Source organism: Corynebacterium nasorum, from assembly GCF_032821635.1.
In the GTDB taxonomy this organism is placed as follows: Bacteria; Actinomycetota; Actinomycetes; order Mycobacteriales; family Mycobacteriaceae; genus Corynebacterium; species Corynebacterium kefirresidentii.
Genome location: NZ_JAVBIE010000010.1, coordinates 56735 through 70117, shown reverse-complemented (window position 1 = coordinate 70117; position 13383 = coordinate 56735). Strand labels below are relative to the sequence as shown.

13 protein-coding genes and 1 pseudogene are annotated in these 13383 nt (G+C 57.1%); 8 read left to right on the top strand and 6 right to left on the bottom strand.

Translation table 11 applies throughout. The features are described from left to right. Nucleotides 1–68 precede the first annotated feature (68 nt). Complete coding sequence (locus RAE07_RS08995) at nt 69–257, top strand: hypothetical protein (protein WP_317001721.1); 189 nt, start codon at nt 69–71, stop codon at nt 255–257. Here RAE07_RS08995 and cysN read toward each other — a convergent pair. The 3 genes from cysN to RAE07_RS08980 are packed head-to-tail and all read right to left on the bottom strand — an operon-like array spanning nt 254 to nt 3221. Then, on the bottom strand, nt 254–1537 hold the full coding sequence (gene cysN, locus RAE07_RS08990; RefSeq protein ID WP_317001720.1) for a sulfate adenylyltransferase subunit CysN: 1284 nt from the start codon (nt 1535–1537) through the stop codon (nt 254–256). The genes RAE07_RS08995 and cysN overlap by 4 nt on opposite strands. After that, entirely contained in the window at nt 1537–2436 is a 900-nt protein-coding gene (gene cysD / locus RAE07_RS08985) for a sulfate adenylyltransferase subunit CysD (RefSeq protein WP_317001719.1), read from the bottom strand. Before cysD ends, cysN begins: the two co-directional genes overlap by 1 nt. Next, nucleotides 2436–3221: a phosphoadenylyl-sulfate reductase gene (locus RAE07_RS08980; RefSeq protein ID WP_317001718.1), complete on the bottom strand. Its 786-nt coding sequence runs from the start codon at nt 3219–3221 to the stop codon at nt 2436–2438. Before RAE07_RS08980 ends, cysD begins: the two co-directional genes overlap by 1 nt. Nucleotides 3222–3394: 173 nt before the next feature. On the opposite strand from RAE07_RS08980, the gene RAE07_RS08975 reads away from it, so the two are divergent. The 3 genes from RAE07_RS08975 to RAE07_RS08965 all read left to right on the top strand — a co-directional run bounded on the left by RAE07_RS08975 (nt 3395) and on the right by RAE07_RS08965 (nt 7579). Beyond that, nucleotides 3395–3814 carry a methylenetetrahydrofolate--tRNA-(uracil-5-)-methyltransferase gene (locus tag RAE07_RS08975; RefSeq protein ID WP_317001717.1) on the top strand — a complete coding sequence of 140 codons (420 nt, stop codon included), beginning with the start codon at nt 3395–3397 and terminating at the stop codon, nt 3812–3814. An 85-nt stretch (nt 3815–3899) separates the two neighbouring features. Further along, nucleotides 3900–5642 carry an ABC transporter ATP-binding protein gene (locus RAE07_RS08970; RefSeq protein ID WP_317001716.1) on the top strand — a complete coding sequence of 581 codons (1743 nt, stop codon included), beginning with the start codon at nt 3900–3902 and terminating at the stop codon, nt 5640–5642. Then, a complete protein-coding gene (locus tag RAE07_RS08965; RefSeq protein ID WP_317001715.1) occupies nt 5642–7579 on the top strand; it encodes an ABC transporter ATP-binding protein in 1938 nt (645 codons plus the stop codon). The genes RAE07_RS08970 and RAE07_RS08965 overlap by 1 nt, the downstream gene beginning before the upstream one ends. A 13-nt stretch (nt 7580–7592) precedes the next feature. Here RAE07_RS08965 and RAE07_RS08960 read toward each other — a convergent pair whose 3' ends face one another. The 3 genes from RAE07_RS08960 to RAE07_RS08950 are packed head-to-tail and all read right to left on the bottom strand — an operon-like array spanning nt 7593 to nt 9302. Then, the gene (locus tag RAE07_RS08960; RefSeq protein ID WP_317001714.1) at nt 7593–8222 is read right to left on the bottom strand and encodes a hypothetical protein; all 630 of its coding nucleotides are present in this window, start codon (nt 8220–8222) and stop codon (nt 7593–7595) included. Between the two features lie 2 nt (nt 8223–8224). Continuing rightward, nucleotides 8225–8701, bottom strand: coding sequence for a DUF6114 domain-containing protein (locus RAE07_RS08955; RefSeq protein WP_248100028.1), 477 nt, complete (start codon nt 8699–8701; stop codon nt 8225–8227). A 25-nt stretch (nt 8702–8726) separates the two neighbouring features. Then, nucleotides 8727–9302: a DUF6230 family protein gene (locus RAE07_RS08950; protein ID WP_023020029.1), complete on the bottom strand. Its 576-nt coding sequence runs from the start codon at nt 9300–9302 to the stop codon at nt 8727–8729. 436 nt (nt 9303–9738) lie between these two features. On the opposite strand from RAE07_RS08950, the gene RAE07_RS08945 reads away from it, so the two are divergent. The 4 genes and pseudogenes from RAE07_RS08945 (at nt 9739) to RAE07_RS08935 (ending at nt 13367) form a co-directional block, all read left to right on the top strand. Continuing rightward, nucleotides 9739–10782 carry an oxygenase MpaB family protein gene (locus RAE07_RS08945; protein ID WP_248100023.1) on the top strand — a complete coding sequence of 348 codons (1044 nt, stop codon included), beginning with the start codon at nt 9739–9741 and terminating at the stop codon, nt 10780–10782. A 65-nt stretch (nt 10783–10847) separates the two neighbouring features. Next, complete coding sequence (locus tag RAE07_RS08940) at nt 10848–12434, top strand: succinic semialdehyde dehydrogenase (protein ID WP_317001713.1); 1587 nt, start codon at nt 10848–10850, stop codon at nt 12432–12434. Between the two features lie 165 nt (nt 12435–12599). Continuing rightward, nucleotides 12600–12746, top strand: a pseudogene (locus RAE07_RS11950) (FAD-dependent oxidoreductase); the annotation flags it as partial. Between the two features lie 387 nt (nt 12747–13133). Further along, nucleotides 13134–13367, top strand: a complete 234-nt coding sequence (locus RAE07_RS08935; RefSeq protein ID WP_232212560.1) for a hypothetical protein — start codon at nt 13134–13136, stop codon at nt 13365–13367. Nucleotides 13368–13383: the final 16 nt, after the last annotated feature.

Sequence of the window (13383 nt, the reverse complement as noted above, 5' to 3'; positions counted from 1 at the left end):
TTCTAGGCTTTCGCGGGGAACTAGGAGCAGGTTATCGTGGCCAAAGCGTAGCCGAAGGAGAGATAGTAATGAGCGAGAAGACGTTTCAGCAGAAGTTCGGAGCTTTCGCTCTGGTGGCGGCGGTTGTCCTGCTGATCGTGAACTTAACCGTAGTAGGGCCTACGGTGTTCGGTATCTCCACGCCGCTACTGCTCGGAGTCACGGGCATCATAATGATGCGCGGTGAGAGAAGCAGCAGCGGCACGAAGAACGACTAGCGCAGGCGATGGCCCACGAAGCCGGCGGCGAGGGTGTTGCCGGAAGATTGGTCGATGAGCAGGAAGTTGCCCACCGCGCCGCGGGCGGCGTAGTCCTCGACAGGTAGCTCGGCTTGGGTCTGGATGGTGATGTGGGCGATGTCGTTCATAGCGACGGACTCGGGGTTCTCAACATCGGAAACGCCATCGAGGTCCAGGGTGCGGGTGATGGCGGCGATGCGGGCTTTGACCAGGGAGGAACCGTAGCGCAGCTTGAGCATCTGGCCGGGCTTGATGTCCTTTTCGGTCAGGCCCACCACTGTGGCGTCGAACTCGCGGCTGGCCGCGGGGCGTTGGGACCCAGCGATGAGATCGCCGCGGGCGAGGTCGATGTCGTCGGCAAGCAGGAACGTCACGGAGTCGCCGGTGGCGGCGGAGTCGGCGGGGCCGTCGGCGGTGTCGATCTGGGTGATGGTGCTGGTGCGGCCCTCGGGCAGGTGGACCTCATCGCCCACGAAGATGGAGCCTGCCTTCACGCGGCCGGCGTAGCCGCGGTAATCGGAGGCGTGCTCGCGGATGACGTACTGGATGGGGAAACGGAAATCCAGCTCATCGGCGCGGCCAGTGGCCACGGGGACGGTCTCGAGAACCTCGAGAACGGTCGGTCCGGTGTACCAGGGCATATTAGAGGAACGCTCAACCACGTTATCGCCCTTGAGCGCGGAAATCGGCACCACGGTGGTATCGGTGATGTCTAAGCGCGCGGCGATCTGGTTGAACTCGGACTCAATATCGCGGAAGACCTGCTCGTCGTAGTCCACGAGGTCAATCTTGTTCACCGCGAGGACCACGTGGCGCACGCCGAGGAGGGCGGCGACGTTGAGGTGGCGGCGGGTTTGTTCGACGACGCCATGGCGGGCGTCGATAAGAAGCACCACTACCTGCGAGGTAGACATGCCGGTGACCGTATTGCGGGTGTACTGCACGTGCCCCGGGGTATCGGCGAGGATGAAGGTGCGCTTATCCGTGGCGAAATAGCGATAAGCCACGTCGATGGTAATTCCCTGCTCACGCTCGGCCCGCAGGCCGTCGACAAGCAAAGAAAGGTCCATTCCGTCGAAGCCGCGGTCGGTGGAGGTGCGCTCCATGGACTCGACCTGGTCCGCGAGCACGGACTTGGTGTCATAGAGCAGGCGGCCGACGAAGGTGGACTTACCGTCATCGACGGAGCCGGCGGTGCACAGGCGCAGGGTATCACGCTGCTTGAGGGCGCCGACGTTTGGCGCGAGGGTGGTCGTCATCAGAAGTAGCCTTCCTTCTTACGGTCCTCCATAGCGGACTCAGAGAGTTTGTCATCGGCGCGGGTGGCGCCGCGCTCAGAAAGGGTGGAAATGGAAATCTCCGCCAGCACCTCATCCGGCGTCGATGCGGTAGATTCCACGGCACCGGTGCAGGACATATCGCCCACGGTGCGGTAGCGCACGGTGCGGGTTTCTAGTTCCTCGCCCTCGGCCGGGCCACCCCATTCACCAGGGGCTAGCCACATGCCATTGCGCTTGAATACCTCGCGCTCGTGGGAGTAGTAGATGGAGGGCAGCTCCAGTTCGCGGGCGCCGATGTATTCCCAAATATCGGACTCGGTCCAGTTGGAAATAGGGAATACACGGACGTTTTCGCCGGCCATCTTGCCGCCGTTGTATAGATCCCAGAGTTCAGGGCGCTGGCGGCGGGGATCCCAGCCGCCGAAGGAATCACGGATGGAGAAGATGCGCTCCTTGGCACGGGCGCGCTCCTCATCGCGGCGGGCGCCGCCGCATACGGCGTCATACTCGCGCTCGGCGATGGTCTCTACCAACGGCACCGACTGCAGCGGGTTGCGGGTGCCATCGGGGCGCTCCTGCAGGTCACCGCGGTCAATCCAATCTTGGACGCGGGCCACGTGCAGGCGCGCGCCGGATTCTTCTACCAGGCGGTCGCGGAAGTCGATGACCTCGGGAAAGTTATGCCCGGTATCGACGTGGACGAGCTCGAACGGAACCGTGGCCGGAGCGAAGGCGCGGCGGGCTAGCTCGAAAACAACAACGGAATCCTTGCCGCCAGAAAAGAGGATGCCTACCTTGTCGAATTGGCCGGCCACCTCGCGCAGGATGTGGATGGACTCGTTTTCAAGGTCTTTGAGGTGTGGGGAAAGTGTGCTCATTATTCGTGTAACCCGCATTCTGTCTTGCCGTCTGCAAATACGCGCCCGGATCGGGCATCTTCGCCTTCGCCAACTGGGAAGGTCAGCGGGGCGCAGCCGATGGAGCGGTATCCCTGCAGGGTGAGTGGGTGGATGATGAGGTCGTTGTCTTCGATATAGCGGTCTGTATCGTCTAGATCCCAGGTGATGATGGGCGATATCTTCAATCGTCCGGTGCGATCCAAGCTCAGCGCCGGGGCGGTGGCGCGGTGCTCGGAATCGGCGCGGCGCAGGCCGGTAACCCAGCCGGCATACGGGTCCATCGCCATATTGAGCGGCTCGACCTTGCGCATGCGGTTATAGGCCGCGGTATCGCGGGCATACAGGCGCGGGCCGTAGACCTCATCTTGTTCTTCTGGGCTCAATAGCGGCATCACCCGGACTAGGGGCAGGTCCGAGTAACGCTTTTCTACCTCATCGGCCACCTGGAGGGTTTCCGGGAAGTGCCAGCCGGTATCGATGAAAAGCAGATCCGCATCGAGCCCGGCGCGGTGGGCGAGCTCGGCCAAGACCGTATTTTCCATGGACATGGTCACCGCAAGGCGGCCGGGAGCGTGCTCGGCGGCCCATTCGGTGATGGTTTCGGCAGAGGCATCGTGCAGCTTATCCGCCCACTGGTCTACCAATTGCTGGTTGCGCGCGGCTACCTCGGCGTCCAGCGGCGCGGTATCCCGCGTGCCTTCTGGGGAGATGCTGGGGTCACGGTAGTTCTTGCCACCGTCCAGCAGGTTCGTTGTTGGGTTCATGCCGTCACACATTAGGCAAAACCCCAAGGCGGTGCAGGAGATTATGCGCGAAAAGCCGCTGAGCTTGGCGGGAGCTGCGAATAAAAAGTTTCCAATCCGTACCAAGCGGACTAGATTTACAGACAAGACAGTCTATTGCGGGGTATTTGCGCCCCACACAAGGAGGCACTTCCATGCAGCGTATAGCCATCATCGGGGAGGGCCCGGCAGCCCTATCCACCGTCGAAAAGCTTATCAGCGCCGGCATGTGTGTGGACCTCATTACCAAATGCACCGCACCATTCGGTCTACTTCGACGCTTTGCCGGCCTTGCAGGCGTGCTTGCCGACGCCGTCTCAGGATCCCACTGCGGCCCCGGCACCACTCCCCGGCTCCGCCTCATCGGCAACGTGCACGTAGGGCCCGACGGCGATATCACCCATAACGAAATCCACCGCCTGGCCTCTTCTGGCGACCGCGATCTGCTCATTCTCGAGCTCAAGGCCCGCGGCGTGGCCGTTACCACTTGGGAAGGACTATGCGCTCCCCTCGAAGACTTCGAGGATTGGCCCAGCGTCATCACCCGCGCCCAGCTGGCGCATGTGGGGATTTAAAGGAAGACTCAGACTAGCGCCCCGCTCACCCTAGATATAAACTTGCACGGCTACCCAGCCACGGCAAGGAAAGGGGCGCGAGTCCATGGATCTGGTTCGCATTCTCATACGACGGTCGGCACCATACACGCCGTATTTCATAGCAGTGCTCGTGCTTCAGGCCCTCTCCACGGCCGCCACACTCTACCTCCCATCGCTCAATGCCAAGATCATTGATGAAGGCGTGGCCCAAGGCGATGTGGATTTCATTTGGCACACCGGTGGGATCATGCTTGCCGTTGCTTTTGCCCAAGTCATCACCGCCATTGGCGCCGTATGGTGCGGCAGCCGCACCGCCATGGGCGTAGGCCGAGACGTGCGCAGCCAAGTCTTTCGCCACGTCAATTCCTTGTCTACTGAGGATATGAGCCGCTTTGGCACGCCTACGCTTATCACCCGTGGCACCAATGACGTTCAGCAGGTGCAAATGGTCTATATGATGATGCTCAACTTCATGGTAACCGCGCCGATCATGTCCATCGGCGGCATCATCATGGCCATGCGCGAAGACGCCGGGCTGTCCTGGCTGGTGTGGGTGTCCGTGGCAGTATTGCTCGGCACGATTTCCGTCATCATTGCCCGTCTCATGCCACTCTTTCGCATCATGCAGGACAAGCTGGATGCCATCAATGGCACCCTGCGCGAGCAAATTACCGGCATTCGCGTGGTGCGCGCCTTCGTGCGTGAGGCCTATGAAACCGAGCGATTTACCCAAGCCAATAAGGAAATTACCCGCCTGTCCCTGAACATTGGCCGCCTTTTCGTGGTGATGTTCCCGCTCATTACGGTGATCCTCAACGTGGCCACGGGCGCGGTGCTGTGGTTTGGCGGTCACCGCGTAGACGAGGGATTGGTCAATGTCGGATCCCTCACCGCATTCTTGCAATATCTGCTCCAAATTCTCGCTGCGGTAATGATGGGAACATTCATGGCGATGATGCTGCCCCGCGCCATTATCTGTGCACGCCGCATTACCGAGGTCCTCAAACACGAACCATCCATTACTCCGCCTAGCACTACAACTACCCCGGACACGGCCACGGGCACGGTGGAATTCCGCAACGTGGGCTTTTCCTATTCTGGTGCGGATGCGCCAGTGCTAGAAAATATTTCCTTTACCGCCCAGCCCGGCACCACTACGGCCATCATCGGTTCGACCGGCTCGGGCAAGACCACCCTAATTTCCCTTATCCCGCGCCTATATGTTCCGACGAAAGGCCAGGTGCTTATCGACGCCACCCCGACGACCTCCCTGGCCCGCCAGGACATCGTCCAGCGCGTGTCCCTAGTACCGCAAAAGGCCTACCTGTTTAGTGGGACAGTGGCCTCGAACCTGCGCTTTGGCCGCCCCGCAGCCACCGATGAGGAGCTCTGGGAGTCGCTGCGCGTAGCCCAGGCTGATTTCGTGGAGGACCTAGACATGCTTATCGCTCAAGGCGGCACCAATGTCTCCGGCGGCCAGCGCCAACGCCTATCCATCGCACGCATGTTAGTTGCCCGCCCGCTGGTTTACCTCTTTGATGATTCCTTTTCCGCGCTGGACGTGGCTACCGACGCCAAGGTACGCGCCGCAATGCAGGCTTCCTTCGCTAAGCGTGAGCAACCGGTGACCAGCATAATCGTCGCCCAGCGCGTGGCATCCATTCGCGATGCCGACCAAATCCTGGTACTCGATGCCGGCCGCATTGTTGACCGCGGCACACACGAGGAGCTCCTTGGGCGTTGCGCCGTTTACCAAGAAATTGTTGATTCCCAAGAAACCGCCGCTGCTGCAGGAGGCGCGAACTAATGGCTGAAAATACCGCCTCCACCGCCGAGTCCACGGAGCACTCCACCGGCCCCATGGGCGAATCTGCTCCGCGCCAAGCCAAGAATTTTTGGCCCTCCATCAAGCGCCTCTTTTCCTTGCTTGCCCCATACAAGCGTCGCCTGTGGGCCGTAGCAGCGATGAATATTGTCTGTATCTTTTTGGCAGTTGTGGCACCCAAGGTCATGGGCAAGGCCATGGATGTCATCTTCGCCGGAGTTATCTCCCGTAACCTTCCCGCCGATATAACCGCCCAACAAGCTATCGATGGCATGCGTGCGCAAGGACAGGACCGCTTCGCAGACATGGCCTCCGCCATGGATTTCATCCCGGGCGAAGGCATTGACTTTCACCGCTTGGGTACGCTCATCATTGCCGTTATCGCAATGTATATCGTCTCTTCCGGCTTCCAATGGTGGCAGGGGGCCATTCTCAACAAAGTGAGCATGGATACCGTATTTGACCTGCGTGAGCGCGTTGAAGCGAAGGTGAACGCGCTGCCGCTGAACTACTTTGATTCCCAGCAACGCGGCGATATCCTCTCGCGCACCACTAATGACATCGACAACGTACAGCAGGCCCTGCAGCAAGCACTCTCGCAGCTGTTTTATAACGCGCTTTTGGTCATTGGCATCACCATCATGATGTTTAGTGTTTCCTGGCAGCTCGCACTGGTTGCTCTCCTAGCTCTGCCGCTTACCGCACTAGTCATCGGGGTCATCGGCGGCCGCTCACAGCGCCAATTCAAAACGCAATGGCGCTCTACCGGACAGCTCAATGGCCAGGTAGAGGAATCCTTCTCCGGCCATGACCTTGCCATCGTCTTCGGCCGCACAGAAGCAATGACGGAGGAATTTGATAAGCGCAACGAAGAGCTTTACCGCTCCGCGGCAAAAGCACAATTCCTCTCCGGCAGCATGATGCCAATCATGCAGTTCCTGTCCTATCTGTCCTATGTTGCCATCGCGGTCTTGGGTGGCCTGCGCGTGGCTAATGGCCACATGACTTTGGGCGCAGCCACTGCTTTCATCCAGTATTCTCGCGAGTTCAACCAGCCGCTGGGCCAGCTTGGTGGCATGATGCAGCAGGTCCAATCCGGCGTGGCCTCGGCCGAACGCGTCTTTGAGCTTCTCGACGCCGAAGAACAAGCCCCTGACACCACCGACGAGGACCTCCCCGGCCGCGCCCGCGGACTCGTTGAGTTCCAAGACGTTGGTTTCTCCTACTCGGAGGATAAAGAACTCATCACCGGCCTCAACCTGCGCGTGGAGCCCGGCCAGACCGCGGCCATTGTCGGCCCCACCGGAGCCGGCAAAACAACCTTGGTCAACCTGCTGATGCGCTTTTATGAATTAGACGGCGGTCAGATTCTCATTGACGGGCACGATATCGCCCGCATGCCCCGCCAGACACTGCGCTCCCAGGTGGGCATGGTGCTCCAGGACGCCGTGCTTTTCAAAGGGTCGATCATGGACAACATTCGCTACGGCCGCTTGGACGCGACGGATGAGGAAGTCATCGCCGCAGCTAAAGCGACTTATGTGGACCGCTTCGTCCACGCGCTGCCCGAGGGCTACGACACCATTATCGATCAAGACGGCGGCGCCATCTCGGCCGGCGAGCGCCAGCTCATCACCATTGCCCGCGCGTTTTTGGCCCAGCCCGCGCTGCTCATTCTCGACGAAGCCACCTCTTCGGTCGATACCCGCACTGAGGTACTCGTCCAAGAAGCGATGAACGCACTGCGCGCAGATCGCACCTCCTTCGTCATCGCCCACCGCTTGTCTACTATTCGCGATGCCGATCTCATCCTCGTCATGGAAAACGGCACCATCGTTGAACAGGGCTCGCACGACGATCTGCTCAATGCCCAGGGGGCGTACTGGCGCCTGCATCAATCCCAGTTCGCCCAAGGCTAAAGGCTGCGAGCTGCTACCCGCCTATATTCAATTGAACTCGGGGAGCGTTGAACTTATGGCCGGTGAGGTTCACCAGCTCCATGGTGACGTCCTCGAGCGCAATGTGTTCCATGAGGGGGTCAGGAATGTTAGCGTCCGGAACTGAGTGTGGCTTGGGCACCCCCAGTTGGTCGAGCACATCGTTGACGTTTTCGGCCCCTAAATCAATGTCCACCGGAATTGTTGGCGTATTTTCAACAGCAGGGGTGGCCCTCAGTCCCGAAGCGAGAACCGTGACCGGACCATCCGTCACGGTTGTCTCGGCGTCGCCAGTAGTCAATTTTCCCTGCCCCGTAGCGCCAGGAAGAGTCAAAGAAAGTCCGCGTGCCACCAACTTGTCACCCACGAGTTTCAAGGCTCGCTCTTCACCATTCACGGAAGGCACAGTCACAAGCGAAGCGCGTACGTTGCCAGTCAGTGTGACCTTGTCTGCGGTGACGATGCTGTGCTCCGACTGGGCTAAAGCCAAAGCTTCTTGGGCACTGGATTCCTCCGGGTCGCTTACGGCGCACACAACTGCTGCGGAGCACACCACAACGGCCGCGCTAGTCTTTAGAGCAAGCGACGAATGGGACAACAACTGTTTGAAAGATTGGGTGCCCATACTCAGCCCTTTACCCTTCCCCGTTCTCTAGGCTGCCAAGCAAAGGTGAGTGCGCCGCCGATTATCCCCAAGAGCGAGCCGATAACAAACCCTCCAATATTGGAGGTCGGCAAAGCAACGATTGCAACTAGAATTCCCAGCACGCCAACGTAGGTTGCCGTTTCCTGCCTAAACCAAGCCCCTAAACCAAACATGATAAGTAGGGCACCGATGAGCAGGGTAGAAACACCGGAAACGGTAGAGATCATCACCAGTAGATCCGAAATATGGATCGTTATATAGGCAGGGGCGGCGATAACTACCCCGGAAAGAATTAATAAAAGCCCGCCAGCGAAAGGACGCTTTTTCCGCCAAATTTTAAAGCGCTCCCACCTTCCACGCTTTTCCTCGCCAAGATTTCCTTCTTCCACGGTCTCTTCTTGCAACCCAGATTGGACATCACTGTCAGAGACCTTGTCTTTGTCCTCTACCACCGGCATGCTGAGGGTTTCTTCTTGCGAAGAACTAGCAGCCATTCTCGTGTCCTCTCTTTACATCCACGTTTACGCCCTTTGCAGAAAGCTTTTCAGCCCCCACGGAGGTGGTGCGGATGTCATCTGCGCTCAATACCACCTTTTCGGAGTTCAGTCCCCACGCGCCAGGTGCTGCGCGATCATTTACTTGGTGCGCATCAATACCCACGTTGGCATTGGTCAGATCTAGTTGACCCTTGATGTCCGTTGCCCCAACCAGCAGGTTTCGCACCTCAACACTGTTATCACCTTCGGCTCGCAACGCAAGAGTGGTCTCGCCGACGCCAGGAACGTCTGGAATCGTCGCCGACAAGCAAAGATTTGAAGCCAAGGCATGCTCGAACTTCAAACGCGCTGCAGGAACTGTTTCCTTAGCCATATCGTCCTTGTCCACAAAGATAGACAGCCCCTCGCCTTCCAAGTGACTCATGGAGACTTTAAAAAAAGTACCTGAAAGGGCCAGGTTTGCAGTCAAACCACCTTGCGCTACCGCAAATCCGGTTACACCAAAAGCCGCCAACCCAGCAGTCAGCGCCACCGCAAATTTTGGAATGCTTATTCTGCCCATGAAGGGACCTTTCTCTAACAAAAATAACCTATGCAGAGCTAAGGCTTCCCGCCGCTCTCGCTGCTCTGAAGATCTCCATTGTGCCAAGAAGCCACGTGATCATTAAGACAATCACACAGCTAGCTCAAAATTGCCTTTACTAGTAATTTTTCACATTCTAACACAAGCTGAGACGTGGGACACAATCTTGCGCTCCCAATTACATAATTCACCAAACCATCTAATAAATAAGCACGCCCCTTCGCTTTCGGAACTTTGAAACGGAAGCGAGATCGGTCGCAATAAACCCCCAGCTCGGAAGAGCACACCCCCACAGGTCTCGTCCACCCCAATAACATGCCCCTCGGTACCAGTTTGTGCTTCACGCAACATGGAACCCTCTGTGTGTGATACGCTACATAACATTCCATAGTTAACATTTAGAGAGGGCTTTCCAATGTCTAACTTGCCTGATTCCAAAAATTCTCCTGAAATTAGTGAATCTAGCCAGGACACTGCTAACAACGAATCTAAGCGCAAGCTGCGCCGTGCCCCATTAGGTCCTGACTCCCTGCTTTGGAAATGGGGCTCAGACAACCGCCTACAGCTCTTGCGCGGGTACACCGGAATTTTGCAGAATATGCACCCGGCCATCGGACAATCACTGCTCGACCACTCCAAGTTTTTTGACGAGCCCTTCGCACGCCTTCAACGCTCCACACCGCAAATCATTCAGTCCATCTACGACGATGGAGACTTAGCCGAGCGCATCCGCGATTATCACGTGACTATCAAAGGAACCCTGCAAAGCGGCGAGCGATACCACTCCCTCAATCCGGAAACTTACTGGTGGGCTCACGCCACCTTTGTCTATCGCGTTATTTATGCACAGGATCTATTTGGCACGCCTTTCACCAAGGCTGAGCGCGATCAACTGGTCCGCGAAGGCGTGACGTGGTGGGATAAGTACGGCATGTCTGAGCGCCCAGTCATTGACAACTATGACGATCTCGTCGCCTATATGGATGACATGGTTGAAAACGTGCTTGAGCGCAACGAGACGGTCGACTTCGCGCTGCGCACAGCTCGTGTAGAACCAGTCAAGGCCCCCGATGGTGTCCCGCCTCGGTTGTGGAAAATTATCTGGAAGCCGATCATGCGCAGCACTATCTGGCTCACTATTGGCACCCTGCCAGAAAAGTATCGCCGGATTCTGGATCTGGAATGGACCTCGCGAGACCAAAAGCGCTTCGATCGCATAGCTAAGGCTATTCGAAAGGTTTTCACTCTCCTCCCCGAGGACAAGCGCTTCATGGAACCGGGCCGCTCACTAATGATCAAAAACGGCATGATCGAGGGCAAATACAAGGAGCCTAAGACCATTCAGGCCTACCAGCCCAAGAATGAAGCCGCCGAGGCTTCCGATACGGCTAAACCGAATGCCGAAGGCGATTCTAATGACGCAGTTGCAGCGCGCCGCGCTGCAGGCTGCCCGTTCTAATTCATCCACACCGGGTTCGTGAGCAGACCAGCTCACGAACCTTTAGCTTTCTGGAGTAGCTTTTCATGCCATTACCACACCGCCTGGAAGAACGACCCTTACCTCAGGACCTTTTATCGGAGCTGCAGCAACTATCTACAAACTTCGCTACCGGCTCCTTAGATAGCAGTGAACACCATGCCGTTAACTCGCCACTCTTTGATGAAGAACTTGGCTGGGTTGGAACGGGAACCCACGCAGATGTTGATGAAGCCTTTCTGCGTGCCCGCAAAGCTCAAAAAGGTTGGGCAGAACTTGACGTCAAAGACCGAGTGAAGATTTTCCGGCGATTCCACCGCCTTGTGGGAAAGCACCGAGAACTCCTTGCGGATTTCATCCAGCTAGAAACTGGCAAGGATCGCACCGCTGCATACGACGAGGTGCTCGACGTGCTTAACAATGCACGCTACTACGCCAACATTGCCCCTAAACTGCTACCGACCGTTAAGCGGCCGGGGGCGTTCCCCCTAATTACCAGCACTTCTCTACAAAGGCTCCCCAAGGGAGTCGTGGGCCAGATTAGCCCTTGGAACTATCCTCTCGCCCTGGGGATTTCTGATGCCATTGCAGCCCTAATTGCAGGAAACGCAGTGGTAGCGAAACCAGATTGGTCCACGCCCTTTTCAAATCTCATTTCTCTCCGCCTACTCCAAGAGGCGGGTCTTCCCCATGATGTTCTACAAATCGTCACGGGCTCTGGGGAAGTTGTAGGTGGTGCCATCTCACAGAAGTGCGATTACCTCATGTTCACAGGCTCTACCCAAACCGGCAAGATTTTAGGAAAAACGGTGGGTGAGCGGCTCGTAGGGTACTCCGCTGAACTTGGCGGTAAAAACCCAATGATTATTGCTCCCGATGCAGACATCGAAAAGCATATTGACACCATAGCCACGGCCTGCTTTTCCAATTCTGGACAACTCTGTGTATCCATCGAGCGAATATATGTTCCTGAGTCCATCTATGATGAATTCTTAAGAGCCTTTCAAAGAGCCACGGAATCCATCGTCTTAGGCAAGGGACTGAATTGGGGTTACACTATGGGCTCTTTGATCGGTCCGGAGCAACTGGACCGAGTGCAAGGATTGGTTGATGATGCAAGAGCAAAAGGAGCAACTGTCCTTACAGGCGGAAAGCCCCGACCAGACATCGGTCCATATCATTTCGAACCCACTGTTCTGACCAATGTGGGCGCGGACATCAAATTGGCAACCCAGGAAGTCTTTGGACCAGTAGTTTTTGTCCAACGAGTTCGTGACATCGATGAGGCAATTTTCCTGGCAAATGAAACCTCGTATGGACTAAACGCATCCGTGTTTGGCAAGCCGGAGACTGCGCGCGACATCGCAGAACGAATAGACGCCGGAGGTGTCACCATTAATGACGGTTACGCCGCGACGTGGGCATCAATTTCTACCCCACTGGGAGGAGTAAAAGAATCCGGTGTAGCTCGCCGCCATGGTGAAGAAGGCCTGACAAAGTACACAGAGGCCAAGAACATTTCCGCCCAGCGAATTATGCCGATGCGAGGTCCGCGGTGGCTACCACGCCGGTTCTACGGCAGCCTTATGACCGCTGCCCTTCGCCTAGGTAGGTTTCTCCGTTTTCTTCCCTAGCCTCCCAAGACATCACACAACTACCCGATTTGTGTGCTGCGCTTCACATGGCCAATAAATGTGTGTATCATCACATATCATCCCGCGATAGTTTTAACCCCCCAAATCCACTACTCGATACGAAAGGTTCCGCACCCTACCGTTGCAACCTCGAAAGGAACAGTAATGTTCAAGCCCTACCGCCGACCAACCGTTGCCGTGGTTGGAGCCGGGGTGACAGGATGCGCTGCCGCCTCTGAGTGCGCATTCGCCGGATTCGACACGACACTTTTTGATAAGAACTCGGAGATCGGAGGTCAGTTCACCTCGCCTAATGCGCCAAGGGTCTCTCGGTCTTTTCATTTTCGCACCCCGTACCTTCGACTGACCAGAACCGATGGGTCACCGGCGTCGATTTCGCAGCACCTCGAAGCTGCCGTCGAAGCGAGCGGTGCCATATTCCGCGGCTCGACAGAGGTAACGGCAGCAGAATTCGATGCTGAAGAAGGTCACTGGACCGTTTCCTACAGTGGAGAATCGGGACTTGAATCCCGATCTTTTGATGTTCTTATCCGAGCTACCGGAGAAAGTTCACCATGGATTTCAGTTCCAGGACGGCCGCATACCAAGATCGATGACTTATATCTTCATCACGGAATTGAGGTACTGGGGCTTCCCAATACTTTATTCGTTGATGGGCCAGTGCCACAGGATTCTTACTTGAAGCGGCATCCACTCGCAGCAGTAGAAGCGCGCGCTGATCACTGCCGTCGATACGTACGCCAATTGGAGATTCGCGGTCCAGGCGCACTGACTGTAAAGCACGATAAGTGGCTAGTTCAGCCGGGTACCGTCCGCGGCATACGAACTACCCTTGCAGGATTCGACGCCGGCGCGCACGCATTTACAACTGCTAGCAACTATGACGCCCAGACCGTCTCTTCCACTACCTAACAGCGCAATAAAGCTA

Excerpts from the sequence above, each read along its gene's own strand:
- RAE07_RS08995 (WP_317001721.1), top strand. The coding sequence starts at position 69 with ATGAGCGAGAAGACGTTTCAGCAGAAGTTCGGAGCTTTCGCTCTGGTG.
- cysN (WP_317001720.1), bottom strand. The coding sequence starts at position 1,537 with ATGACGACCACCCTCGCGCCAAACGTCGGCGCCCTCAAGCAGCGTGAT.
- cysD (WP_317001719.1), bottom strand. The coding sequence starts at position 2,436 with ATGAGCACACTTTCCCCACACCTCAAAGACCTTGAAAACGAGTCCATC.
- RAE07_RS08980 (WP_317001718.1), bottom strand. The coding sequence starts at position 3,221 with ATGAACCCAACAACGAACCTGCTGGACGGTGGCAAGAACTACCGTGAC.
- RAE07_RS08975 (WP_317001717.1), top strand. The coding sequence starts at position 3,395 with ATGCAGCGTATAGCCATCATCGGGGAGGGCCCGGCAGCCCTATCCACC.
- RAE07_RS08970 (WP_317001716.1), top strand. The coding sequence starts at position 3,900 with ATGGATCTGGTTCGCATTCTCATACGACGGTCGGCACCATACACGCCG.
- RAE07_RS08965 (WP_317001715.1), top strand. The coding sequence starts at position 5,642 with ATGGCTGAAAATACCGCCTCCACCGCCGAGTCCACGGAGCACTCCACC.
- RAE07_RS08960 (WP_317001714.1), bottom strand. The coding sequence starts at position 8,222 with ATGGGCACCCAATCTTTCAAACAGTTGTTGTCCCATTCGTCGCTTGCT.
- RAE07_RS08955 (WP_248100028.1), bottom strand. The coding sequence starts at position 8,701 with ATGCCGGTGGTAGAGGACAAAGACAAGGTCTCTGACAGTGATGTCCAA.
- RAE07_RS08950 (WP_023020029.1), bottom strand. The coding sequence starts at position 9,302 with ATGGGCAGAATAAGCATTCCAAAATTTGCGGTGGCGCTGACTGCTGGG.
- RAE07_RS08945 (WP_248100023.1), top strand. The coding sequence starts at position 9,739 with ATGTCTAACTTGCCTGATTCCAAAAATTCTCCTGAAATTAGTGAATCT.
- RAE07_RS08940 (WP_317001713.1), top strand. The coding sequence starts at position 10,848 with ATGCCATTACCACACCGCCTGGAAGAACGACCCTTACCTCAGGACCTT.